The 24,705-nt window shown below is 64.1% G+C and carries 12 protein-coding genes; 6 read left to right on the top strand and 6 right to left on the bottom strand.

Annotated features, from left to right (window positions below; translation table 11 throughout):
- Window positions 1-101: 101 nt before the first annotated feature.
- Window positions 102-5,951, bottom strand: a complete 5,850-nt coding sequence (mnxG, locus tag NJG22_RS09160; RefSeq protein ID WP_253093900.1) for a manganese-oxidizing multicopper oxidase MnxG — start codon at window positions 5,949-5,951, stop codon at window positions 102-104.
- A 797-nt stretch (window positions 5,952-6,748) separates the two neighbouring features.
- On the opposite strand from mnxG, the gene NJG22_RS09155 reads away from it, so the two are divergent.
- Window positions 6,749-7,813 (top strand): 3-deoxy-7-phosphoheptulonate synthase, encoded by a 1,065-nt coding sequence (locus tag NJG22_RS09155; RefSeq protein ID WP_253093898.1) that lies wholly within the window; start codon window positions 6,749-6,751, stop codon window positions 7,811-7,813.
- 116 nt (window positions 7,814-7,929) lie between these two features.
- On the opposite strand, the gene NJG22_RS09150 is transcribed toward NJG22_RS09155, so the two are convergent.
- The 5 genes from NJG22_RS09150 to NJG22_RS09130 form a co-directional block, all read right to left on the bottom strand.
- Complete coding sequence (locus NJG22_RS09150; protein ID WP_253093897.1) at window positions 7,930-9,276, bottom strand: hypothetical protein; 1,347 nt, start codon at window positions 9,274-9,276, stop codon at window positions 7,930-7,932.
- A 66-nt stretch (window positions 9,277-9,342) separates the two neighbouring features.
- On the bottom strand, window positions 9,343-10,662 hold the full coding sequence (locus NJG22_RS09145; protein WP_253093896.1) for a hypothetical protein: 1,320 nt from the start codon (window positions 10,660-10,662) through the stop codon (window positions 9,343-9,345).
- Between the two features lie 33 nt (window positions 10,663-10,695).
- Window positions 10,696-13,431 carry an Ig-like domain-containing protein gene (locus tag NJG22_RS09140; protein ID WP_253093895.1) on the bottom strand — a complete coding sequence of 912 codons (2,736 nt, stop codon included), beginning with the start codon at window positions 13,429-13,431 and terminating at the stop codon, window positions 10,696-10,698.
- Between the two features lie 68 nt (window positions 13,432-13,499).
- The gene (locus NJG22_RS09135; protein ID WP_253093894.1) at window positions 13,500-14,504 is read right to left on the bottom strand and encodes an Ig-like domain-containing protein; all 1,005 of its coding nucleotides are present in this window, start codon (window positions 14,502-14,504) and stop codon (window positions 13,500-13,502) included.
- Between the two features lie 59 nt (window positions 14,505-14,563).
- Window positions 14,564-18,658: a hypothetical protein gene (locus NJG22_RS09130; RefSeq protein ID WP_253093893.1), complete on the bottom strand. Its 4,095-nt coding sequence runs from the start codon at window positions 18,656-18,658 to the stop codon at window positions 14,564-14,566.
- Between the two features lie 176 nt (window positions 18,659-18,834).
- Between NJG22_RS09130 and NJG22_RS09125 the strand changes: the two genes are divergently transcribed.
- The 5 genes from NJG22_RS09125 to NJG22_RS09105 all read left to right on the top strand — a co-directional run bounded on the left by NJG22_RS09125 (window position 18,835) and on the right by NJG22_RS09105 (window position 24,662).
- Window positions 18,835-19,116 (top strand): peptidylprolyl isomerase, encoded by a 282-nt coding sequence (locus NJG22_RS09125; RefSeq protein ID WP_166891867.1) that lies wholly within the window; start codon window positions 18,835-18,837, stop codon window positions 19,114-19,116.
- 13 nt (window positions 19,117-19,129) lie between these two features.
- Window positions 19,130-21,043: an extracellular solute-binding protein gene (locus NJG22_RS09120; RefSeq protein WP_253093892.1), complete on the top strand. Its 1,914-nt coding sequence runs from the start codon at window positions 19,130-19,132 to the stop codon at window positions 21,041-21,043.
- The gene (locus tag NJG22_RS09115) at window positions 21,040-22,098 is read left to right on the top strand and encodes a microcin C ABC transporter permease YejB (RefSeq protein ID WP_253093891.1); all 1,059 of its coding nucleotides are present in this window, start codon (window positions 21,040-21,042) and stop codon (window positions 22,096-22,098) included. The genes NJG22_RS09120 and NJG22_RS09115 overlap by 4 nt, the downstream gene beginning before the upstream one ends.
- Complete coding sequence (locus NJG22_RS09110; protein ID WP_253093890.1) at window positions 22,098-23,114, top strand: ABC transporter permease; 1,017 nt, start codon at window positions 22,098-22,100, stop codon at window positions 23,112-23,114. The genes NJG22_RS09115 and NJG22_RS09110 overlap by 1 nt, the downstream gene beginning before the upstream one ends.
- 165 nt (window positions 23,115-23,279) lie before the next feature.
- Entirely contained in the window at window positions 23,280-24,662 is a 1,383-nt protein-coding gene (locus NJG22_RS09105; RefSeq protein ID WP_253093889.1) for a sigma 54-interacting transcriptional regulator, read from the top strand.
- Window positions 24,663-24,705: the final 43 nt, after the last annotated feature.

Raw genomic sequence — 24,705 nt, 5'->3', positions numbered from 1 at the left:
CTTGGCATGCCTGTGTCATTGGCGCATCCGTACAGGTGAAAATCGCCAGCGTGCCGGCCCCGGTAGCATGGGGCGACGTGTCGCAAGCACGGGGTAGCCCCCTACTGCCCCGACGCCATCGTCGGCGGCGCCTCATTGGTCACCCGCAACACCCCCCACAACCCCGACGTACTGCCATACGCCGCATAATCCCGGTACAGGTAATCGCCCGGCAGCGCATTCGCGCCCCCGGCACTGGGCAGCATGAAGCTGAAGTGCGCCGCCGGCAGCACGCTCTCCTGGGCGCCGATGTACATCGCCATCGGGTTGTAGCCAAAGCGCACCGAGCCAATCCCCGGCAGCCCCATCGGATAGCCCTCGACGTCATTCTTCTCGGCCTGGAAGTTGTGCAACGGCCAGACATGCCCATCGAGCTGGTAGGTCATGCCGCGGCTCCCGCCACTGGGCATGACGATATGGTTGCGCACTGGCTGCCCGGGCTTGGCGTACAGCACCGGGGTCTGCGGGTCACCGCCAACCAGGGCGTTGCTATAGGCCATGTGCGCATTGGGAATATCGGCAAAGCCCAGCCCGTCGGCATGGCCGAACGGCGAGTCCGGGGCCATGCCGAAGCGCAGCCACAACGGCTCGGTCCGGTAGTTCACCGCCATGTTGCCGTTGTCCTGCGGGTCACCTGCCGCGCCGTTGCCCTCGGTGTTGATCCCCGCCACCGGGGCGCCGTCGGCCCAGCGCATGTTCAGCGCGCGCTGCCACACCGTGACGAAGTCGCGGTAGTCGGCCTGGCCGCTGACTTTCACCGTGGCCTGGGCGCGGCTGGCGGTATCCTCGGCCCAGGTCGCGCCCTGCGGCAGGATGCTCATCGCGCCCACCAGGCCCTTCTGCGGCTGCTTGATCACGTCCGCCGGGGTCAGGTTGAGGCCGCCGAACTCGATGGCGGTGGTGTTGATGTTGTCCACCGTGCGGCCCAGCTGCAGGGTCGGCTTGCCTTCGCGCTCCAGGTGCCCGGCATAGTACTGGTACACCTTGCTCGGGTAGGCGCCGCTGCTGCCGGTGCGCGGCGCCACGGTCTGCACCGGGTTCAGGCCGACGTTGACGCCATCGGACTTGGTGATGTCGTAGGCCAGCAGTTGCGCGTGCAAGCCCACCTGGCTGGACGGACGCATCAGGTTGTTGGCGAAGGCCGTGGCGCCCTCACTGTCGAAGCGATCGCGCTTGACCACGTTGTGCATCACCGCGGTGCTGGGCAGGTCCGGCATCATCAATGGCAGGCGGTTTTCCAGGGTGACGCTGATGCAGTCGCCGGCATTGGCGCGCAGGATCAGCGGCTCCACCGGCACGCCGGGCTTGAGCTTGCCAGTGCCTGGGTCGAGGTCGGCCTTGCGCACATAGAGGATGGCCGTCGGGTCGTGCAGCGGCGCGCTGTGGCCACCGACGGTGAAGGTCTCGCCATCCTCGGGGTCGATCCCGCTAACCAGCGGGATGCTGGTACGCCGGCTGTTGAACACCAGGGTGCCGCCATTGGCCTTGAGCGCGCCGCCAACGTGCTGGCCGACGCCATTGGGGTCGTTGATGGCCAGGTTGTTGCGGTTCTCGAGGATGTCATTGGCCAGCGCCGCGACCACTTCGTAGCTGCGCTTGACCGTCGGCCGGGTGCCGATGCCATTGGCGTTGACCGTGGTTTTCGGGCAGATGCCGTCGAAGTTCACGGTGTTGCGCATGGCCACCGGCTGTGGGTTGTTGGGCAGTGGGAACAGGTCGGCGCGTTGCGCGGTGTAGTTGCGCATGATGCCCCAGATACCGTTCCAGTAGCCCTCGAGCGCCGCGTCCAGCGAGTACAGGTAGTCGCCGTTGCTGGCCGCGGAACTTGAGATCATCGACACCGGCGCCATGAAGCCCAGTTGCTCGGAAATGCCGATCATCTGCGAGGACTTCCACCCCGAGTTGGAGCTGTTGCCGAAGCCCGAGCCATTCTGCAGCCACTTCACCCCATGCAAGGTGACGTTGTGTTCCTCTTCATGGCCGCCGGCGTGCATGCGCAGGCGCACGTTATCACCCGAATAGGTGCGCAGCATCGGGGTGAACGGGTCGCCCGGCTCGCTGCCGGCCTTGTTGATATGCGGCGGGAACAAGGTGGTGCCGCCCGTGGGGCCGACCGCCTGGGTGATCGCCGAGGGCGCCAGGTTCATCGCCGGGATGGCCCGGTCGGTGCGGGTCTGCAGGGCATAACCAAGGTCGCCGCCAGGCCCGTCGGCCTGCATGCCGCGCTTGCCGTCGGGGCCGACCTTGTTCGGGTCGAACACCCGCAAGGCCAGGGGCTCGTTGCGGTAGTTGACGACGAACATGCCGGGGTCGTCCACCGAGATCGCCTGCGGGCAGGGCCGAGTCGGGCAACCGGGGTTGATGCCGCCGCGCGCCTCGACGATGGCCTCGAGCAGGTTGGCGGCCTTGCCGCGCACCGGCGGGTTGATGGCGTAACGGAAACTGTCGGCGGTGGCCGGGTAGGCCTGGCCGTCCGGCACGCCGTTGGGGCCGGCGCCAACGTACACGCCGGCTTCATAGGCGTGCTGGAAGTCGCTGTATTCGAGGAAGAACTCGCGGTAGCTATCGTTCTTGCCATCGCCATCGTGGTCGCCGGTCTGGATCACCGCCTGCCACGAGGTCGGGCCGCCGTCCTGGCGGGTGGCCGGGTTGTACAGTTGCTCGCCGGTCTCGGCGTGGTACCAGGTGGATCCGGCGGGCTCGGCCAGCACGGTGGCGTACAGGCCCAGTTGCTGGTGGGTCGAGGGGCCGAGGTGGTCGTGGGTGAAGATGGTGCCCAGGCCGCGGTCGACGTTATGCACGTTGACCAACGGGTCGGCGAACCAGCGTTGCATGGCGGTGCGCGCACCGAGCCAGTCGGCCCGGCCAAAACGCCCGAAGTACGGGTGCTGCTTGGCTTTCGGGCAGGTAGCGGTGCCATCGCGGGCATCGCCCTCGCTGCAATTGTTGAAGCTGCGGATGGCATGCACGCGCTCGACCACGCTGCCGGGCGAGAGGATGCCGTCCTCGTAGTTCCAGCCGTTGGCCGAACCGTCGGCGGCAGTCAGGTCCCACTTGGGCAGGTGGATATGCTGGCCGATCACGTCGGTCGGGGTACGCACCTGGTAGTCATCCATCTCGTAGAACGACGGAATCAGGTTGGTGTGCACATATTGGGTGCAGTCGAAGGTGTTCATGCGCATCACCAGCGGCTCTGGTGGGCGCTGCTTGGTGATCACCGGCCAAGCGTCCTCCCACAGGGCCAGGATGCGCGCCTGCGGGAAGTGGTAGCCGACCTTGTTGTACACCGCGTCGAACTGGATATTGGCCGCCTTGTAGATGCGGGGCCGATCGGCGGTGAAGCTGGAGGCACCACGAAAGCTCATGCCGATGAGGCTCTCGCCGCTGAAGAACTCGCCCGCCCCGGACGCCTGGGTCAGGCGTTTACCACGGTCATCCATGCACGGCTCATAGAACGGCGCGCCGGCTGTGGGCAAGGCGCCGTTGGTGCGAAAAGCCTTGGCCACCGGCTGGCTGCCGGGGATCAGGGCGAAGCTTGGGTGCTCGGCCTTGGCGTGAAACTGCATGGCCGCCTGCTCGACCTCGGTGCCCTCCTCGGGCAGGTAGATCGGCTTGGCCTTGTGCACCACCTTGGAAAAATCCAGCTTGGTGGTGGTGGTCAACGCCTCGCCGCCGGCCGACACGCCGTCCAGCACATGGCGACCAAGGCCGCCGTCCCAGCCATCGACCTGGTTGGGGTCAAGGTTGGCCCACAGCGCCTTGCCGCTGTCCTTGAGCTGGCGGGCCAGGGCCGGGTCGAGCATGTCCAGCGGCGGAGTCGGCGGGCGTTGGCCGACACTGCTTTCCATGCCGCCGATCCAGAACGGATAGCCGGGGTTCTTCAGGTTGCCATCGGCGTTGCGGTTGCTCTCGCCGCGATCGACCAGCGCGAGGGAGCCGACCGCGCGCGGTGCGGCGGGTTCGTCCGGATGATCGTCACCCTCCTCCTCGTCATCCTCATCGTCATGCCCGGCGAGCAGGGTCTCGGAGAGCTTGGGCACCACCGTGACCTTGCCCGGCATCGGCGCCATGGCCTTGCCTGGCAGTGGCACGATGGCCGGGATTGGCGTGCCGGCGACGATCTCGCCATCGGGCAAGGCCCGTGCGCCCAGTGCCGGCTTGCCACTGCGCAGGGCGAATGGCGTGGTATGGAAACCGTTCTCTCCCTCGCCACTGACCGCCAACCGAGTGCCCGGCTCGAACACATCGTGCACCCGCCACATGGCCCACATGCCCTGGGCGAAGTGCGGATAGAAATGGCAGTGGTAGATAGCGTCGCCCGCCACCCGGTTGCGGTTGCCCGAGCCACCGTTGGCGATTTCGTAGGTGTAGCCCACGCCCGGGCCGATGCCCTGGGCGTCGATGTAGTCAGAGTTATCGTCGTTGGGGTTGAACAGCCACTGGTGCCCGTGCAGGTGGAAAATGTGCTGCTCGTGGCCATTGTGGGTGTTGCGAAACTTGGTGAAGTCACCGATGTAGCTGTGGTGCACGTTGGCCGGCTCGGCCGGGTACAAGGCCATGCTCGCCTTCACCCCGGTGGCGCTGGCCGGCGGTACTTCGCCTGGGCGGATATGCTCGAGGCCGACGTTGGCCGGGACATCCACCAGGGTGCCGATGTCACCGACGGTATGGGCGCTGAGGAAGAATTCCTCGTAGGCGCACGACAGGCAGTCATGCATCGGCCCCACCCCCAGGCGGTTGGCCACCACCTCGGCGCCCATGCCGCCGGAGCCGTAGTTGATCATGAACGAGTCGCGGGTCGGTTCCAGCACATGGCCCATCACCGGATCCGCCCAGTAACCGGGGAAGGCCTGGGTGCCGGCCACCTCGTCGGCGAACTGCGAGGCGAAGTCGCGAAACGCCTCGAGCCGGTTGGGCAACGCCGGGTTGCGCTTGCCAACGCTTTCCAGCGGGTAGGTGCTCTTGGGGAAGCTGCCGTCGGGGTTGGGGCCCATGACGATGGCATCGGTCTCGCTATTGATGATTTCGTTGCCGTCGACCATGGCGATGATCGGCTTGCCGGCCTTGCCTTCGGCGATCCACGGCTGGCTTTGCGGGTAGCGCGCCGCGTAGTCGATCACCGGCTGGCCGGTGGCGGTGCGGCCCGTGGTGGCCAGGCGCATTTCCTCCTCGGTCAGGGTGTTGCGATAGGTACGCCCGGCCTTGGGCACCACCACCACCTGGCCGAACAGGCCGTTGGCGACATTGCCGGCATTGCCCTCGCCGCCGAACGGCGCGCCGCGACTGGAAGCGGCGAAGGCGCCTTCACGCTCGGCATACAGGGTGTAGCTGCGGCTGCTGCCCGGGGCCACCAGGAAGTTGCCGTTGCGCCCGGTGTTGGCGGCAATATCGGCGATGCTGTTGACCGCCTGCATGCCATTGACCTGGAAGCCCACATGGCGGTCGCTGACCTGTTCGTCGGCGATGAAGTGCTCGCCCCCCTCGCCGTCCGGCAACTCGCCCTCCTCGCCCTCCTCGCCTTCTGGCTCCTCAGGCTCGATGCCGTGCTTGTTGGGGTTGGCCTGGTAGGCCAGCAGGTTGGTCAGGTTGACCGTCAGGCAATCACCGGCGGCCACCCGCAGCACGATCGGCCGCGGGCGCTTGTCTGGACGCAGGGTGACCTTGCCTGGCACCGCGGCGCCGCCGTTGCTCAACGGCACCTGGCGCTCGTCCACCACATCCTGGCGCAGGGCGAACAGCATGCCGTTGGCGTTCTGCGCGCCCAGGCGGTTGAACATCAGTGGCTGGTCCAGGGCCACCACGTTGGCCACCAGCGTGCGCTGGCACTGCACGGCCGCCTCGCTGCTCGCCTGCCAGGCGAGCAGCGCCAGCAGCAATGAGGACAAGGCCGGGCCTTTGCGGGGAGTCGACATGGGGCACCTCCGGGACGCAGGGATTCTGCGCAGAGCAGCAGCAAGGCCCGTGCCAGGAAATTTATGGATATTTTTCAGATGGTTATGGCTAAGCAGTCGCGACCCAGGGGAACTTGCCCCACTACTAGCAACCGGAAGTGGGGATCCGCTGGCACCGGCTGCGCCGGTGTTCGCCGGCAAGGCCGGCTCCTACAACGCTATCTGCGCACCCCTGCCCCCGTAGGAGCCAGCCCTGCTGGCGGACCAGGCAACGCGGTTCCCCATAAGGCCCAATCACCCCGATAGCATTTAATGATTGAACGCCCACATGCAGGTGCAGTAAGCTCGGCCTCAATCACTGGAGAGCAACATGTCGAAACAATCCTGCAACCACGCCAACACCACCGGTCGCGCCGCGCACCGCGTGCTGGCCGTTGCCGGTCGTAACGCCGTTGCCTCGTTTTATTTTGGGTATTGGTTTAGCCACTAGGCGCCGACTCCCACCCGGCGCCCACCTTCGAGGGGCCGCCGAACATGAGAATACTCAAACCCCCGGTCGGCTCCCCGACCGGGGGTTTTGTTTTTCCGGGCCTTCACACACCGATTCAGCTTGAGGACAGATTCATGAACTACACCACCTATTACCGCACTTTCGCCTGGCGATTTAGCCAGTTCCGTTCGGGCCAGCCTGCCGCCTCCGTTCGGTCGATTTCCGGTGGCATTGCCGCACAAACACCCCTTTTGACGATCTGTCGAACACCTCGATAGGGCCGACCGCGCGGGCCCGAACCCGCCGTCCGCCCAGGGAAATACACGCCATGCAAGCCACCCACCTCGCCCTGCCCCTGACCCAGCCGCAAGCGGCCAACACCACCGTCAGCCAGCGCCTGCCCAGCCCGCACCTGCTTAAACAGCAGATGCCGCTGTCCAGCGAACTCAGCCAGCAAGTCCAGGCCCAGCGCCAGGCGATCCGCGCCATTCTCGAAGGCCGCGACGAGCGCCTGCTGGTAGTGGTCGGTCCCTGCTCGCTGCACGACCCGCGCTCGGCCCTGGAGTACGCCGACCGCCTTGCCGCCCTCAGCCACGAAGTCGACGACCGAATGCTGCTGGTGATGCGCGCCTACGTGGAAAAACCGCGTACCACCGTGGGCTGGAAAGGCCTGGCCTACGACCCGCACCTCGATGGCAGCGACGACATGCATGCCGGCATCGCCCTGTCCCGCGGGCTGCTGCTGGGCATGCTCGAACGCGGCCTGCCGGTCGCCACCGAACTGCTACAACCGATGGCCGCTGGCTACTTCGACGACCTGCTGGGCTGGGCCGCCATCGGCGCGCGCACCACCGAGTCGCAGATCCACCGCGAGATGGTCAGTGGCCTGGAGCTGCCCGTGGGCTTCAAGAACGGCACCGACGGCGGCATCGGCATCGCCTGCGACGCCATGCGCAGCGCCGCGCACCCACACCGGCACTTCGGTATGGACGCGCAAGGCTACCCGGCGATCATCGAGACCCTGGGCAACCCGGACACCCACCTGGTGTTGCGCGGCGGGCACCAAGGCCCAAACTACGACGCGCAGAGCATCGCCCAGGCGCGCCAGGGGCTGGCCAAGGCCGGGCTGCCGGCACGGATCATGGTCGACTGCAGCCATGCCAACAGCGGCAAGGACCCGGCGCGTCAGCCTGCGGTATTCGAGGAGGTGCTGCGCCAACGCCTGGCCGGTGACCGTTCGATCGTCGGCATGATGATCGAGGGCCACCTGTTCGAGGGCTGTCAGGCGCTAGGCAAGGGCGCGCTGAAGTACGGGGTGTCGGTTACCGACGGGTGTCTGGGTTGGGACAATACCGTCCGGCTGTTGCACCAGGCGGCCATAGCCCTGCGCTGAATCCCGTATGCCAGCGTCACACCTCAGATAGTCGGGGTCAGCCCTTGCAGGTATTGAAGGGCTGCCCGGGGCCAGGTAGCGAGTCGCCCACTGTCGCGCCACAACCCGAGTGGATCTTATTCAGTCGCCTGATCCAAGGGCAGATAGGTCACCAGCTTCCCGTCAGGCGCCTTGGGGTCCAGGCGCAGTACTGGCAAGTACCGATGCGTTTCCGTCACGTACTCACGTTGAAAGCGACGAGCATTGGCAGGCCCCGGCTCCGCTGGAGGGTAACGAACCTTCGGACTGTAGAAAAACGCCTCAAGTGGCAGTTCCCCTGGCTTGTCCTGGGGCCACGCCTGCACAATCACCTCGTTCCAGTCATAGTCTTCGTTGACACGCCTGTGCTCCTCGAGACTCCATCGATGCGCTTTCACGCCAACATCAAACTCTGCCGGATCAGGGCGAAACGCGCAGGAGTTGCGAGGTGGAGTGGGATATCTGTTCAGCCATGCCGTTTTGTCGGTAATCCCAGAACAGATTCCCCGATCCACACAAGGTTGTCCGAGGTTGCTGGTACCGCCATCGAATGGATAGATACAGCTCATGATCAGGCGTCGAGTGACCGGCCCCCCCAATGGCGATACGATGTATCCCTGCGGCCAGATCGTGATATCCAACCCCGCATCCACCGAAAAATAGCTGAACGAGACACTATTGTTACGTTGCGAAGCTGGGCTGGGATTCCACGCTTTGAAGCTACCCACTCCCGTACCACGCACCAGCACTCCATTGCAGAAGAAGCGCGAGCGACCATCCGGGCAGACACTGTCCTGACTGGCATACCGCGCATTGATCGCCTTCGCCACCTCATAACCGTTATACAGCTGCTCACGCTGATCGAAGCCGAACGGTGCATCTCCCGCTACATAGCGCAATACCGGGAGCCACTGTCCAGTGGCCTGGAACCAGGCCATCTGACTGCGCTGAGCGCGCAGCAACGCATCGCTAAGCCCCAGCTGGTAGTAGATCGCCTGCACTGGCAACTGCTTCGGCTGGCTGGCGTCCCAGTACCCCAGGCGAACCTCGTTGCCTTCGCGACCGACGACCTGGTAAGGCTTGCCCTGAGCCGCTGCATCGAACCCTGCGTGCATGACATAACCGCTGCGCTCGGGGTTGCCCACGGTCTTGCCATCGCGGCGCAAGAGCTGGAAAGGCTCGTATTGCTGCCGGTCGGCCAAGGAGTCGTGACGCCAGAACTCACGCTGATGCGCTTCTATCATCGGCCGCATCAGCACGCCGCTGCAGGCGTCCTCGGGTTCATTGCCCAGGCAGCGCGCAGGCGTTGCCGCCACCCGCTGGTTGAGGGCGATGGCGGTTTGCGCGCCGTTCATGGCATTGGCATCCAATATCGACAACGAGCAGATCAGCCAAACCTTCACCGCCAGGCACAGCGATCCGTGACTCAATTCCATCCAACGCATGTTCAACACTCCCAGTCAAACCCTGGTCCGCACACGCCACTCAGTCAGGTAGCAACACCCTGCACTTCATTGCACCTCCTGCTCCTCTGGCAGATAAACCACCAGTGCCCCCCCCGGCGCCGCCGGGCGTAAACGCAACACCGGCAGATAGCGCCCGGTCTCGGCGACAAACTGGCGCTGGAACTCCCTGGCCCCCACGAGCCCGTTAGCACCGGAGTAAACCGCATCACTGTGGATGAACGCCTCAAGTGGCAGTTGCGCGGGGATGTTCTGCGCCCAGGCCCTGAGCATCAGTTCGTTCCAGCCATAAATGTCGCCAATTCCAGCGGCGCGCGCCTTGAATCGGGTCTCGGCGCCCAACTGAAACTCGTCCCGGTCGACCCCATAAGCACAGCTCTGATACGGCTTGCCGCGGTAGCTGGCAATCCAGCTTTCAGCTTTGAGTGCCCCACAACGTCCACGAAAACTGCAGACATTGCGGTTGAGTCGCGTACCTGCATCGAAGGGGTACACGCACATTGGCAAAATCGGGGTCGTAACCGGGTAGCCAGAGGCAAACAACACGAAGCCCTGCGCCTTGTAGGTCTTGGTCACAGCGGTGTCATGGGCAAAGTAGGCAAAAGACACTCCCTGTTCCTGGGTGAAGTCGGTTGGCACCGGATTCCAGGCTTTGTACTGGTCGTTGTCAACCGTGCGGACCCAGACGCCATTGCAGTAGAATCGGGCTCGTCCATCCGGGCAGACAGTGTCCTTGCTGGCATACCGCGCATTGATCGCCTTCGCCACCTCATAACCGTTATACAGCTGCTCACGCTGATCGAAGCCGAACGGTGCATCTCCCGCCACATAGCGCAATACCGGGAGCCACTGTCCAGTGGCCTGGAACCAGGCCATCTGACTGCGCTGAGCGCGCAGCAACGCATCGCTAAGCCCCAGCTGGTAGTAGATCGCCTGCACTGGCAACTGCTTCGGCTGGCTGGCGTCCCAGTACCCCAGGCGAACCTCGTTGCCTTCGCGACCGACGACCTGGTAAGGCTTGCCCTGAGCCGCTGCATCGAACCCTGCGTGCATGACATAACCGCTGCGCTCGGGGTTGCCCACGGTCTTGCCATCGCGGCGCAAGAGCTGGAAAGGCTCGTATTGCTGCCGGTCGGCCAAGGAGTCGTGACGCCAGAACTCACGCTGATGCGCTTCTATCATCGGCCGCATCAGCACGCCGCTGCAGGCGTCCTCGGGCTCATTGCCCAGGCAGCGCGCAGGCGTTGCCGCCACCCGCTGGTTCAGGACAATGGCGGTTTCCACACCACTCATGGCATGTGCGCCAGGCATTGCGATCACGCAAAGCATCACCCACGACAACACACGCCCCAGGTTTGTCGAATCCATCTTTCTTCTCCTGTCCCGTATCTGGGCTCGGCATCATCCATTGCGTGGCGTCACGCACATGCCACCATAGATGTTCGTGTTAGGCGTGTTGGCAGAGCAGAAATAACCGGAGAACGCATAGGCATGGTGGTAGAACATGCCAGCATCACTGCTCACTTTGACGCAGTTCCATATGTACCTGGGCAATGGCAGCGGTGCTCCGTAGACCCGCTGCATATCGGCGATGAACGCGGCAGTGACCGGACTTCCACCCAGGCTGTTCATCCACTGGATAGCCTGGGGCCAGCTCCATTTCGGGTTACGCATATCGGTGCGCAAGTTGAGGTTCCACACGTTACTGACGTTCACCAGATAACTGACCTGAGTACCCGCGTCGTCAGTCGCGGTGATGGTTGCCTTGCCATTGGCATTGCCCGTGACCTTGCCACTTCTAGGATCCACCGAAGCTACAGTGGGCTTGCTGGAAACGTAACGGCAAGCCCCCGAACCGCCGCTGGCAGTACGCACGGCGGTATTGCCGATCGAGTCGAGGCCCTTGGCGGGCCAACCATATTTCACCGACAACCCGTTGAGGTTCAGCGTGTCAGTGGCCATCCACAGTTGGTAGCGCACAGCATGTTGCACCGCTTCTGAACGTCCTCTCTCCCGGCCCGCACGCGTCACGCTGTAAGTGAAGGTCAACTGCCCGTTCAGGCTTGCCGTGACCAAGCGTGCGGGAAACAGGAAGCTCAGTGGCTGATCCGGGTCGTGAATCAACGGCTCGCTGTCGAACGTCACCGCTCCCGTCACATGCAGACGCACGCTATCGCCAGGGCGCAGGCCGGCTGCCTGGCCCTGGAACAGCACGGTCGCGCCCTGCGGCGGTATTTGCGAGGGGTCGAGGCAGCCTTTGGCATTGGCCTCCATCACCTGCGGCGCGCCTAGCTGCAACGGCACCCCAGCCGTGGCGGTGAAGGCCACGGTTGCCGACTGGCGAACCTGCTGGTCGGACTGGCGCGTGACGCGGTAGTGCAATTCGCTGAGATGCTCCAGGCCGGCCGCCAGAACCTCGGCCGGTAGCGACCACTCCTGCCCATGACCACAGAGGCGGATACTGGCAGCCGCGTTCACGCCCAGCAGGATGAGCGTTACCTGGTCATCCTCATGGCGGTCCGGGTAGTCCAGTCGCACCTTCACGGGTTGCCCGGCGACCACACGCACATCGTTGTCCTCGTCCATGTCGACGACCTGTGGCGCCGGCAGTGCCACCGGCATCTGACCGACCTGCAACCACAACCGTGGGGACTGGCGAGGCGCCGCCGGCCCCGGGCACTCGACGCTGTAGCGCAGTTGCAGGCTACCTCCGTCCAATGCCTCGAGGTGCTGCGGCGGAATCAGGAATACCAACTGGCCGCGACCAGCATCCGCGCGGCTTACCCGGCGAGTCACTTCCCAGACATAGGGCTGACCGTTGGCAGTGAAACCCTGCCAGCACAACTTCACCCGATCGCCATAAGCCAGACCAAAGTAGCGCACGACCACCGCCTGGCTCGGTTGCGCGGGGTCGAGCCGGCCCTCGAAATCGGCGCTGGGGTCGGCAAAGGGCAGCCCAGGCAAGGCACCGCTGACTTCCAGGTAGCGCGTACCGGATCGTGCCACCACCTGCCCTTCGCGCCAATAACGGCAGGCCAGCGTCAACCATCCACCGGCCAGTTGCGCCAACCAGCCTGCCGGTACTTCAAACAGGTAACCTTTGCCTGTCTCATCGATGCGTCGACGCAGGTCGAGCCCAAACGAGTTGGCATCGAGACTCAGTGGCCGGGCGACGAAATCGAAACCTTCGAGTACGAGTTCGATTTCGTCGCCGACGGCTACCTGCAGGCACGAAGCCCACACCATGATCCGTATCGTCGCGGCGGCAGAATCGACCTGTTGCTTCTCGATCGCGCCCTCTACGCGTGGCGCATCGCCCAACCCTGGCTGCAGTTGCACCGATACCCAGGTGACCGCCGACCACTTTTCCGAGACATCGCCCACTACATCGATGATCCGATAACGCACCGGTATCTGCCCGCTGTCACCGGCATTGGCGATATGGGCAGCGGGAACCTCGACCCGCAAGGGTTGCCCGACCTGGTCATCGGCAAAGCGGTACTCCACCAGCTGGTTGCCCCAGGCCAGTTGCAACAAGCCGCCCGCCTGCATGTACAGCCAAGGCTTTATCAGCACCCATGCCGACTCTCCAGATACTATCTGCGAATCCACTACCGGAGCCTCCAGGCCACCATGCCAGGCGGTATCAGGTGTCGGGTCCGGACCGCCAGGGAGTGTCGGCTTGCACAGTACTTCAAGTACCGTCGTGCAACCGACCTGCTCCTGCCCTGCGTTGCGTGTGATGCGACAGTACAGGTCGCCAATCCCCTCTACCACCTGATTGCTCGGCAGATAGAAGGGGATGTCGCAGCCCACCTGCTCGGTTTCCAGATAAGCCGTGAACAACGGACTCGCATCGCTGCCTCGGCCATGCCAGAACACTTCGAGAAAATCATCGGCGCGCATGTCCGGGTAGCGCTGGAGCATGACCACGAGCCCCTGGGGCTCGGGTTGCAGCAGGCCGCTGTAGACACCCACTTCGGCCAGCCTGTCCAGAAGTGGCGCACCGGGAATGAACATCCGCGGCAAAGCGACACTGGCCAGGCCAGGCCTTGCAGCATCGGTGAAGTGTTCATTGAAACGCTGGCGCGCCTGCTCCAGGGTTTCCTCGTCTGGCATTTCGAACTCACTGTTCATTTTTTCCCGCCTTGTTTTCTGGACTGGCCCGAACACTCACCACGATTATCTGCTCACCTGGACCGAGCTCAGCTCCTGAAACAGAGCACCTGACGCAGCGTGTTGGCGTCAGTCGTCTCGGAGGTCACTGTGTCGCTGCGCGGATCGAAGGTTGTGGCCGTCCCTGAACCCAAGCCGGCCTTCCCCCCCCAGATCGGATAGTCAGGCAGTCCAAGCTCACGCATCTTCAGCGCAAAGCGGCCTTTGAGGTCGTTGAAGTCCAGCGCCTCCGGCAATCGCCCACCAAGCCCTACGCATTGCTGATTGGCCCGATCCCAGGTCGCCCCCGTGCTGGATACCACCTCGAATTGATGAATGCCCCGTACCGTCAATTGATAAGCCTGCGGCTGCCCCGGCAACTGCGCGGTGATCGTAGCGTTGCCATCGCGCAGGACAGTGACTCTGCCCTGTGAGTCCACGGTCGCGACACTTGTGTCACTGCTGGCGTAGCCCGTCGCACCGGGTGCCTGACGCACGAAACTGAAGACCTCGCGATCCACTCCGGGCTTGGGTAACAACATCTCACCGTTGCGATAGACCGCTACCAACAGCTTGCTGCTCAGGTCATGGATGTAGTTGCCGGCAAAACCTTGGGCGAGCTTGAACGAGAGCGGCGGGCTGGCAGCCTGCTCACAGAGTCGCTGCAACGGGAGTGCTGGATCGCCGACGCCGACACAGTAGCTGATCTGCACATCCGCACCCGCGAGGGGCTCGAACAAGGCCTTGGCAAGCAGTAGCCGAATAGGCCTCGTTGAAAGACCGACCACCGTGCGCGGTCCCTCGATCACCTGCTCATTGACCAACAGCCTCACAGCCAGGCTCTGTTGGTTGTAGGCCGGGCCACCGGTCATGGTCGTGACCTCCAACCCACCGCCGGGAATATCGCTCGGATCAAGCGTTGCCCCTTTCGTAACCAACGTCGTCGTGGGCGCCGCCAAGTCGGCCCACGCAGGGCTCACGACGGTTGTCAACAGCACACCAAACATCCAGGCCCGGCCAGCCTTGGCCGGTCCTTTATTGATCCAATGGCACATAACGGTTCTCCTTGGCTGCCAGGGTCTGACGACCCTGACAGCTCACACAGGCAGGGGAGTCAGACGCGACGCAGTTCGTTATCTGCTGCAACCTTGGCGCCAGGCGTTGTGTCCGGATGGCCGGTCACCAGACGATTGCGCAGAAGGGACTGCACCGCCGAACTGTCACCGCCCCCAGCCGGATGCCCCCAGGTCACCACCCGGCCATCGGAGGTCAAGGCAGTGAAACCGTTGCTGTTGGCATAGATCGCCCGCACGTTGGTCAATCCAGGCACAGTGGTGACATTGCCGCCCGAAGTGGCGTGCCCCCAGGCCACCACGGTGCCGTTGCTGCGCAGTGCGGCGAAACTCCAGGCACTGCCCACCACCTGGACGATGTCGTCAAGTTGTAGGATGTTGGCCGGGATGGTGCCGCCATTGGTCACATTGCCCCAGGCCACCACATGCCCGCTGCGTCGGCGGGCACAGAAGGCATGCCAGGTGCTGGTCACCTCGACGATATCGGTGAGCGCCGCGATATTCGGCGGAACGATACCGCCATGGGTGGCGGCCCCCCAGGCCAGGACTTGGCCCGCCGTGGTAATGACCGAGAAGGCCTGAGCAGTGGCGCCTTCAAGGGTGGCGATATCATTGCGCGCCTTGATGTTCGCCGGTGCGTTCCCGCCATAGGTGGCGTTGCCCCAGGTCTCCACGCTCATGTCGTTGCGACGTACCACGAAGGCCGCGTAGTTGCCTTTGACATAGAAGTTGTCGGTACGGTTGGCGATAGCCGCAGGTATCAAGCCGCCGTTGGCCGCCTGCCCCCACGCCAGCAGCATGCCATTGCTGCGCTTGGCGGCAAACGCCAGGCCTGCGCCATAAACCTCTACGATATCCGTGAGCTGGCGAATGTTCTGCGGGATGTCCGCGCCATTGGCCATTACCCCCCAGGCACTGAGTGTGTTGGTGTCCTGGCGTTGGCCGACGAACACGGTGGAGTTGCTGCGGATGAAGCGAAATGGCTTGCCCACGTCCTCGGCACGCAATGCCCCGCCTTCGGCCGCATTGCCCCAGGTCACCACGTTGCCATTGTCCAGCCAGGCCGCACAGGCACTGCGGGTGGTACAGAGCCCACGCGCATTGTCCAACGCCATTCCCGGTCCACGTCCTCCCCAACCCACCATTCCCCAGTAGGCCAAGGCAAAGCGTCCGGGAGTATGCGGCTGGTTCTCGATCAGTGCGGCGAACGCCGCCGTACCGTTAACCTGGGCATCGTTACCGGTGCCGAACACATTGCCGGGATTGAGCAGCACCGCATCGGACAGGTTACGCACCCGCAGTACCTTCCAAGGCTCCTTGTCCAGCCAGGTGTAACCTGCGGTCCAGGTGGTATCGCCCTGGTACTGCCACTCCACCAGGATCGGCTGTGGGGGCGTGGTAGTGCTGTAGGCACTGATCACCCGAGACGAGCCTGAAGCCCGGTATGTGGAGACGTTGTAACGAGCACCGAACAGACGCATGGTACCGCTGCTGAGCACTCGGCTGACGGTGTAAGCGCTGCTGTCCGAAGATTCCGTAGAGCCGTTCGGGTTACGGAAAACGGTATAGGACAAATCGACCTTCTGATTGAGTAGCGCTGAAATGTCGGCATAGGGCACGGTGATACTCAGCGCCAGGCCCGCCTCATTCGCCAGCACAGTCCTCGGGTAATACTTGGCCCCATTCGGATGGTTCAGCTTCAGCGTCACCAGGTCACCACCGCGCAACTGAGCAGCTGCCGCGATGTGTACCGTGGCCCCGCTGCGCACATCGTCCGGATTGAGATTGCCATTGACGGCCTCGACGAAGATCGGCAACGGCAACGCGGCACCTTGAACCCGTATCGTGATCGGTTTGGAGCTTTGTTCAGCACCCGTGAGCCGATACACGTTGTAGTGCACCACCACATCGCCGTTGTTGCTGGCCCTGACGACATCGGCCGGGATCCGCTGCTCCCGCGGCTGACCTTGCTGGCCTTCGATGACGCGTTCCGAATAGACATAGACACTGCCTGGATTTTGGCCAGCCCAACTGACCTCCCACTCATCACCGACTTGCAAGTCGGCAGCCGCGACGATGCGCAGAGTGACCGGGTCGTTGGGCGCGAATGGCTTGGCAGGGTCGAGCACCACCCCGCCTGTGCCAAGAAACTCCAGTGGGGGCAGGTCCTTGCTCGGCACCACGCCGATGTTCAGGATCAGCGGTTCAGACGTGCGATCAGGCTTGCCCGGTTCAAGGATGGTGTAGGTGAGCGTTACCTGGCCGCCCGTGTTATCGAGTAGCAAATCGTGAACGATCGAGAAGTAAGCGGGCTCTTTCAGGTCCGCAGGCAACTCATCGAAGAACGACTTCCCTACCGCTGCGGCCCAGTTCAGGCGGATCGTTGTCTGCGGTGGGGCAAAGAAACGCACGATCACATCGATGCCACCGAGATTGTCGGCAGGAATGACGTTACCGTCGGCAAATACCGGGAATGTCTCGGGCGCGGGCAAATCATACAAGCCTCTGCCCACCCCAACGGACGTCGTCTCCGATTCCAGAGGCATCGGCAGACCAGCGCGTTCAATCTGGAAACTCAGCGCCAGGCTACCGCCATCGAGCGACACCAGATTTACGGCGGGGTCGATCCTGAAGATGAAGTCCTTGCCTGCCTGCGCGCTGCTGATTCGACGTCGTTCGCTATAACGCAATGGGGTCTGATCCGCCCGGGTCCCTGTCCAGAACAGCGTCACCCAATCAAGCGCCAGCAGGCCAACGGCGGCCTCGATGTGCACGGTAGCGGTCTTGCTGTTGGCCTCTACCCTATCGTCCTTGGCCTCGAGCAAGGTGGGGGCCGTCAGTTGTCGCGCCTGGCCAATGAACGATACGAAACTGCGTTTTGAAGGGAACGTTCCAGCCCCTCGCTGGATCCGGTAGAAGGCAATCCCGGCGCCCATGCCCAGTGCCAGCAAACGAAGATTTTCGATACTGAACGTTACCCCACGTCTAGCATCCAGGCTATTCACGGTTCGCGCAGGGAGTTCATGCTCGAAGATTTGACCCGCCGCGGTAATGCCGCGCCAGGTAAGGGTGACAACGTCACCTACCGTTAGATTGAACCCAGGTGCAAGCCCACGAGCATCGACCATGACGGAAAGATCATTGGCACCCAACTTGCCAAGGTCAATCACATCCACCTGTGCTGGTTCTGATGTCTCATCGATGATCAGCGGCTCGAGCAGGGTGCCATCGTCAAACTCGACTTTGACTGCCCCACGCAATGACCAGCCGCTGGACTGACGCTGAACCTCATCCGTAACCTGATAAACGAGAATAAGGTTGTCGCTCTGCCCGGCGTCCCTGATCACCTCTTTGGGCACTGTAATGACCACTGGTGTGCCGGCTTGCGCAGGTTCAACGACTTGCTCTACGAACACACCACCCCAGCTCAATACGATGAGATCGTAAGCCCGCATATAGAGGTAGGCCGGGATGGTTACATTGATATCCTGCTGCCCGGTCACACCCTCAGGAGGTACCGTCGCCTGAGGTGGCAAGAGCCGGAAATGACCAGGCCTGTCGGGCTCAGGATCAACGCCCCCTGGCTCCACCATCCGACTCAGTACGTTCAAGCGCAGGGACTCTTCGGTGTTCCCCGAAGGGGCACGAGTGACGCGATGCCACAACTCGGACACGACACCCTCGATCTGTTCCGGCGAGGGATCTGCGCCAGGCCGGACGAACCCTGGCACCTTTTCGGCCGCTACATCGAGGAAGAAATGGGCACCGGGCTGACCGGACACCGGTGTTTTCCCGGCGTCTGGCGGCGGGCCGACGATGCCAGTGGCCACAGGCTGACTCGGATCACGCCAGAACACCTCGATCCGATCCCCCTGGTTCATCTCCGGATAGGCTTGCACGATAATTTCCAGGCCATAGACACCTGCCTTGACCATGTGGTAGTTGACCCCGACATGCGCGCCGAGTGTGCCGCGCAACGGGTAGACCTGGCGTGGAATGAAAATACGCTGCAAGGTACCCGCAGCGTTGATCGATGGTGGAAAGCGGAGTTTGTTAAAGGCATCCAGCAAGTCCTGGAGAGAGTAATCACCCTCCGGCTGTACGGCTACTAAGTTGTTCTGTGTGTCATTGGCCATGCTGAAGCCCCTTCGAAGTGTGGGAGTAAGTCAACGGTCGCCTGATTGAACGACTGCCACCAGTCACGGCACAACTGACAGAAATGCTAGGTAAAGCGCCTTGGAGCTGTCGCTTGCAACAGACAGCGCGCGCGCTTTGCGCTAGGCTTGCGCCTTCATCCACAAGGAGCATCACCATGGCCCGCGCCACCGCCCGTCACATCCTCGTCAGCAGCGAAGACCAGTGCAACGCACTCAAGGCCCAGATCGAAGCCGGTGCCGACTTCGCCGAAGTCGCCAAGGCCAATTCCACCTGCCCCTCCAGCCGCCAGGGCGGCGACCTGGGTTCGTTCGGCCCCGGCCAGATGGTCCGTGAGTTCGACACCGTGGTGTTCAGCGCGCCGCTGAACGTGGTGCAAGGCCCGGTGAAGACCCAGTTCGGCTATCACCTGCTGGAAGTGACCAGCCGTCAGGACTAAGTCATCGCAGACGATGACCGGCCTTGTAGGAGCGGACTCATACACGAATGCGTCAGGGCAGGCAAAGTTGCCTGGGAGGACGCTATCGCGGCTGAATCCGCTCCTGCAGGTCCTCTGTGGCCTGCTGTTGTCATGCATGGCCAACGCCGCCCCGACCCATGCCCTCACCGTCTACGGTGAAGCCCCCCGCTACCCCGAACGTTTCCACCACTTCGACTACGTCAACCCCGCAGCCCCCAAGGGCGGCAGCCTGCGCCGCTCGGCCATGGAGATCGGCCAGTTCGACCATGTCCTGCCGTACATCGACAAGGGCACTGGCGTCAGCCAGGTCGATGGCTGGCTGTACGCGCCGTTGGCGCTGCGCTCGCTGGATGAGCCCTACACGGTCTACGGGCTGATCGCCCAGCGCCTGGAACGCGGCCACGAGGATGCCTGGCTGCGCGTCTACCTCGACCCACGGGCCAGGTTCGCCGACGGCAAGCCGGTGCGCGCCGAGGACGTGCGCTTCAGCTTCGAGCTGCTGATGGGCCAGGGCAGCCTGAAGTACCGCACGCAGTTCGCCGACGTCAGCGGCGTGACGGTCGAAGGCCCGCGCCAGCTGCGCTTCGACTTCAAGCCGGGCCATGGCCGTACCCTGCCCCTGGAACTGGCCGGCCTGCCGGTGCTGCCCGAGCACGATTGGCAACAACGTGATTTTGCCAACGGCGCCGGTTTCGACCCGCCGCTGGGCAGCGGCCCCTACCGCATCGGCCGCATCGACAACGGCCGCAGCATCACCTTCGAGCGCGACCCCAACTGGTGGGCCCGTGACCTGCCGGTGGCCCGCGGCCTGTACAACTTCGCGCGGATCCGCATCGAGTACTTCGGCGACACCGAGGTCGCCCGCCAGGTGCTCAAGGGCGGCGGCTACGACTACAACCGCGAATACTCCGCCACGGCCTACACCCTGGGCTACAACGGCGCGGCGCTGGACGACGGGCGCCTGCGCCGCGCCCACCTGGGCCAAGCCAAGCCGCAGATCGCCCAGGGCTTCGTGTTCAACCTGGACAAGCCGCTGTTCAAGGACCGTCGCGTGCGCCAGGCGCTGGCCTTGCTCTGGGACTTCGAGTGGAGCAACCGGCAGATGATGCGCAACCTGTACATCCGCCAGCAGAGCCTGTTCTCCAACACCCCGCTGGCGGCACGCGCGCTGCCCGACGCGGACGAGCTCAAGCTGCTCGAACCGCTGCGCGGCCAGGTCCCGGAGGAAGTGTTCGATCAGGTGTTCACGGCACCGGTCACCGACGGCTCGGGCCTCATCCGCCCGCAACAGCTGCAGGCCCTTGCCCTGCTCCAGGCCGCAGGCTGGCACCCGGAGGGCGACCGCCTGGTCAACGCCCAGGGCGAACCGCTGAGCTTCACCTTCCTCAACGGCCAGTCGGGCCTGGAACGCCTGCTGTTGCCGTGGAAACGCAACCTGGCGCAGATCGGCGTCGCGCTGAACATCCGCAACATCGATGCGGCGCAGTACGTCAACCGGGTCATGGCCCGCGACTACGACATGGTGGTCACCGGCTACCCAGTCACCCTGTCGCCGGGCAGCGAGCTGTATACCTATTTCGGCTCGGCCGCGGCCAACGACCCCGGCTCGAACAACCTGATGGTGCTCAAGGACCCGGCCGTGGACCACCTGCTCGATGGCCTGGTGCGGGCCAGCAGCCAGGCCGACATGCTGCGCCATGCCCATGCCCTGGACCGGGTGCTGCAATGGAATTACTACTGGATCCCAAACTATTACCCGCCTGGCAGCTCGACGGTATGGTGGAACCGCTTCGGCCTGCCCAAGGTGCAGGCCGCCTATGACGAAGGCCTGGATACCTGGTGGGAGATCAGCCCTACGCCGTTGACCGGCGCGCAGATGGCCGAGCGCCAGGAGAAAACGCCATGACGGCCTATATCCTGCGCCGGCTGTTGCTGATCGTGCCGACCTTACTGGCGATCCTGCTGGTCAACTTCGCCATCGTCCAGGCCGCACCCGGCGGGCCGGTGGAGCAGGCCGTGGCCCGCTTGCAAGGCATCGGCGGCGGCGCGCCGGGCGCACGGGTCGAAGCGCTGCAGGGCGGCTCGCGGGCCAGCCGTGGCCTGGACCCGAAACTGATCGAGCAGATCAAGCAGCAGTACGGTTTCGACAAGTCCGCCCCCGAGCGCCTGTGGCTGATGCTCGGCCAGTACGCCCGGCTGGATTTTGGCCAGAGCTTCTTTCGCGGCGCCAAGGTCACCGAGTTGATCCTCGACAAGCTGCCGGTGACCTTGTCGCTGGGCTTCTGGGCGACGCTGATCACCTACCTGGTGTCGATCCCGCTGGGCATCCGCAAGGCAGTGCGCCACGGCAGCCGCTTCGATGCCTGGAGCAGCGCGCTGATCGTCATCGGATACGCCCTGCCCTCGTTCCTGTTCGCCCTGCTGTTGATCGTGCTGTTCGCTGGCGGCACCTCGCTCAACTGGTTCCCGGTGCGCGGCCTGGTGTCGGACGATTTCGACCAGCTCAGCCTGCTGGGCAAAGTGGCCGACTACTTCTGGCACCTGGTGCTGCCGGTGGGCGCGCTGGTGATCGGCGGCTTCGCCACCCTGACACTGCTGACCAAGAACGCCTTTCTCGAGGAGATCTCGCGCCAGTACGTGGTCACCGCCCGGGCCAAGGGCCTGAGCGAGCGCCGGGTGCTGTACGGGCATGTGCTGCGCAATGCCATGCTGCTGGTGGTGGCCGGGGTGCCGCAGGCGTTGATCACGGTGTTCTTCGCCGGCTCCTTGCTGATCGAGGTGATCTTCTCCCTCGACGGCCTGGGGCGCCTGAGCTACGAAGCGGCGGTGTCGCGGGACTACCCGGTGGTGTTCGGCACCTTGTTCATCTTCACCCTGGCCGGCTTGCTCATCCGCCTGGTTGGCGACCTGTGCTACACCTGGCTCGACCCGCGCATCGACTTCGACGCGGGGGGCCGCTGATGCTGTCGCCCATCGCTCGGCGTCGCCTGCAACGCTTTCGCGGCAATCGCCGTGGCTGGGTTTCGCTGTGGCTGTTCGCCGCATTGCTGCTGCTGAGCCTCGGCGCCGAGCTGGTGGCCAACGACAAGCCGCTGCTGCTCGGCTACCAGGGCCAACTCTACAGCCCGGCGCTCAAGCGCTATACCGAGCAGCAGTTCGGCGGCCAGTTGCCGTTCCAGCCCGATTACCGCAGCCAGTACGTGCGCCAGCTGATCGAGGGCCAGGGCGGCTGGATGCTGTTCGCGCCGATCCCGTTCAGCGCCGACACGCCCAACTACGACTTGCAGGTGCCCACCCCCAGCCCGCCGAGCACGGTCAACTGGCTGGGCACCGACGACCAGGGCCGCGATGTGCTGGCGCGGGTGCTGTACGGCACCCGGGTGTCGCTGCTGTTCGCCTTCGCCTTGACCCTGCTCAGCGTGCTGATCGGCGTGGGCGCCGGCGCCCTGCAGGGTTACCACGGCGGCTGGGTCGACCTGCTCGGGCAACGTTTGCTGGAAGTGTGGTCGGGGTTGCCGGTGCTGTACCTGCTGATCATCCTGTCCGGTTTCGTCGAGCCGGATTTCTGGTGGCTGCTGGGGATCATGGCGCTGTTCTCGTGGCTGGCCCTGGTCGATGTGGTGCGCGCCGAGTTTCTCCGCGGGCGCAACCTGGAGTACGTGAAAGCTGCGCGGGCACTGGGCTTGCCGGACACCCAGGTGATGCTGCGGCATATCCTGCCCAATGCCATGAATGCGACCCTGACCTATGTGCCGTTCATGCTCACCGGGGCGATCACCACCCTCACCGCGCTGGACTTTCTCGGCTTCGGCATGCCGGCGGGCAGTGCCTCGCTGGGCGAGCTGGTGACCCAGGGCAAGCAGCACCTGGAAGCGCCTTGGCTGGGCTTCACCGCGTTCTTTGCCCTGGCGTTGATCCTGTCGTTGCTGGTATTCATTGGCGATGCGCTGCGCGAGGCGTTCGATCCACGCCGGTAGAAACATCACAATTTGTGGGAGCGGCCTTGCGTCGCGAAAGGGCCGCAACGCGGCCCCAACGGTTCGATGTGTTGCAAGAATGGTCGGGGTTGCTACGCAACCCTTTCGCGACGCAAGGCCGCTCCTACAGGTTCCGCGCAAATGCTGACCCAATGGATACCCACCATGCACGACAACCTCAAGGACTACCCCCAGGTCCGGCAACTGGCGATCCGCTCGCTGTTCGAGATCATCGAGCAGTCCAGCGAGGGCACGGTGATCGTCGACCGCCAGGCGCGCATCGTCTGGATGAACGAGCGCTATGCCCGGCGCTTCGGCCTGGCCGACGCCGCCAGCGCCATCGGCCAGCCCTGCGAAGCGGTGATCCCCGGCAGCCTGATGCGCGAGGTGGTCAGCAACGGCAAGCCAATCCTGCTGGACATGCTCGACACCGCCAACGAGCCACTGGTGGTGATGCGCCTGCCGATCCATGACCACCAGGGCGCGCTGATCGGCGCCATCGGCTTCGCCTTGTTCGACGAACTGCGCAGCCTGTCACCGTTGCTCAAACGCTATGCGACCCTGCAGCAGGAGCTGGCCAGCACCCGCTCGCAACTGCGCGCGCGCCAGGCGCGCTACAGCTTCGCCCAGTTCGTCGGCAGCAGCGCCGCGTGCCTTGAGGCCAAGCGCCGGGCCCGACGTGGCGCCGCCAGCGACTCACCGGTATTGCTGCTGGGCGAGACCGGCACCGGCAAGGAACTGCTGGCCCATGCCATCCACGCCGCCTCGCCACGGGCGCCCAAGGCCTTCGTCAGCATCAACAGCGCGGCGATCCCCGAGACCTTGCTCGAGGCCGAGTTCTTCGGCACCGCCCCCGGCGCCTTCACCGGCGCCGAGCGCAAGGGGCGCAGCGGCAAGCTGCAACTGGCCGAGGGCGGTACGCTGTTTCTGGACGAGATCGGCGACATGCCCCTGGCCCTGCAAAGCAAGCTGCTGCGGGTGCTGCAGGAGAAGGAGTACGAGCCGGTGGGCTCCAACCAGATGCTGCGCAGCGATGTGCGGATCATCGCCGCCACCGCCATCGACCTGCAGGCGGCCATGGCCCGTGGGACGTTCCGCGCCGACCTGTACTACCGGCTGAATGTGCTGCCAATCGAGGTGCCGCCGCTGCGCGAGCGCCTGGAGGACCTGCCGGCCTTGTGCGAGGCGATTCTCGCCGAGCTGGGCAGCCAGTATGAGTTGGAACCTGAGGCCCAGGCGCTGCTGGGGCACCATGCCTGGCCGGGAAATATTCGCGAGCTGCGCAATGTACTGGAGCGCGCGACCTTGCTGGCGGACCAGCCACGATTGGGCGCGCAGGACCTGGCCAATGCGCTGGGGCCGGTGAGCCCGGTGCAGGTCGCCACGCCAGTGTTGGACTATCGCGAGGCCTGTGTTCAGTTCGAGCGGGGGTTGCTTGTCGATGCCCTTGCGCGCAACGCCGGAAATGTTCCGCAGGCTGCGCAGGCATTGGGCTTGGGGCGCTCGACGCTGTACAAGAAAATGGCCGCGCTGGGCATTTCGTCTTAATAAAGAGAGCTGAGTTTCCAAATAGAGACTGGCAACCCTGTAG

The sequence above is a fragment of the Pseudomonas sp. VA159-2 genome, assembly GCF_024126635.1.
GTDB classification, from domain to species: Bacteria; Pseudomonadota; Gammaproteobacteria; order Pseudomonadales; family Pseudomonadaceae; genus Aquipseudomonas; species Aquipseudomonas muyukensis.
Note: the sequence above shows the minus strand (reverse complement) of the source record. Positions and strands in the feature narration are given on the sequence as shown.

Bases quoted from the DNA above. Each gene is read 5' to 3' on its own strand.
- mnxG (WP_253093900.1), bottom strand. From the start codon at position 5,951: ATGTCGACTCCCCGCAAAGGCCCGGCCTTGTCCTCATTGCTGCTGGCG.
- NJG22_RS09155 (WP_253093898.1), top strand. From the start codon at position 6,749: ATGCAAGCCACCCACCTCGCCCTGCCCCTGACCCAGCCGCAAGCGGCC.
- NJG22_RS09150 (WP_253093897.1), bottom strand. From the start codon at position 9,276: ATGCGTTGGATGGAATTGAGTCACGGATCGCTGTGCCTGGCGGTGAAG.
- NJG22_RS09145 (WP_253093896.1), bottom strand. From the start codon at position 10,662: ATGGATTCGACAAACCTGGGGCGTGTGTTGTCGTGGGTGATGCTTTGC.
- NJG22_RS09140 (WP_253093895.1), bottom strand. From the start codon at position 13,431: ATGAACAGTGAGTTCGAAATGCCAGACGAGGAAACCCTGGAGCAGGCG.
- NJG22_RS09135 (WP_253093894.1), bottom strand. From the start codon at position 14,504: ATGTGCCATTGGATCAATAAAGGACCGGCCAAGGCTGGCCGGGCCTGG.
- NJG22_RS09130 (WP_253093893.1), bottom strand. From the start codon at position 18,658: ATGGCCAATGACACACAGAACAACTTAGTAGCCGTACAGCCGGAGGGT.
- NJG22_RS09125 (WP_166891867.1), top strand. From the start codon at position 18,835: ATGGCCCGCGCCACCGCCCGTCACATCCTCGTCAGCAGCGAAGACCAG.
- NJG22_RS09120 (WP_253093892.1), top strand. From the start codon at position 19,130: ATGACCGGCCTTGTAGGAGCGGACTCATACACGAATGCGTCAGGGCAG.
- NJG22_RS09115 (WP_253093891.1), top strand. From the start codon at position 21,040: ATGACGGCCTATATCCTGCGCCGGCTGTTGCTGATCGTGCCGACCTTA.
- NJG22_RS09110 (WP_253093890.1), top strand. From the start codon at position 22,098: ATGCTGTCGCCCATCGCTCGGCGTCGCCTGCAACGCTTTCGCGGCAAT.
- NJG22_RS09105 (WP_253093889.1), top strand. From the start codon at position 23,280: ATGCACGACAACCTCAAGGACTACCCCCAGGTCCGGCAACTGGCGATC.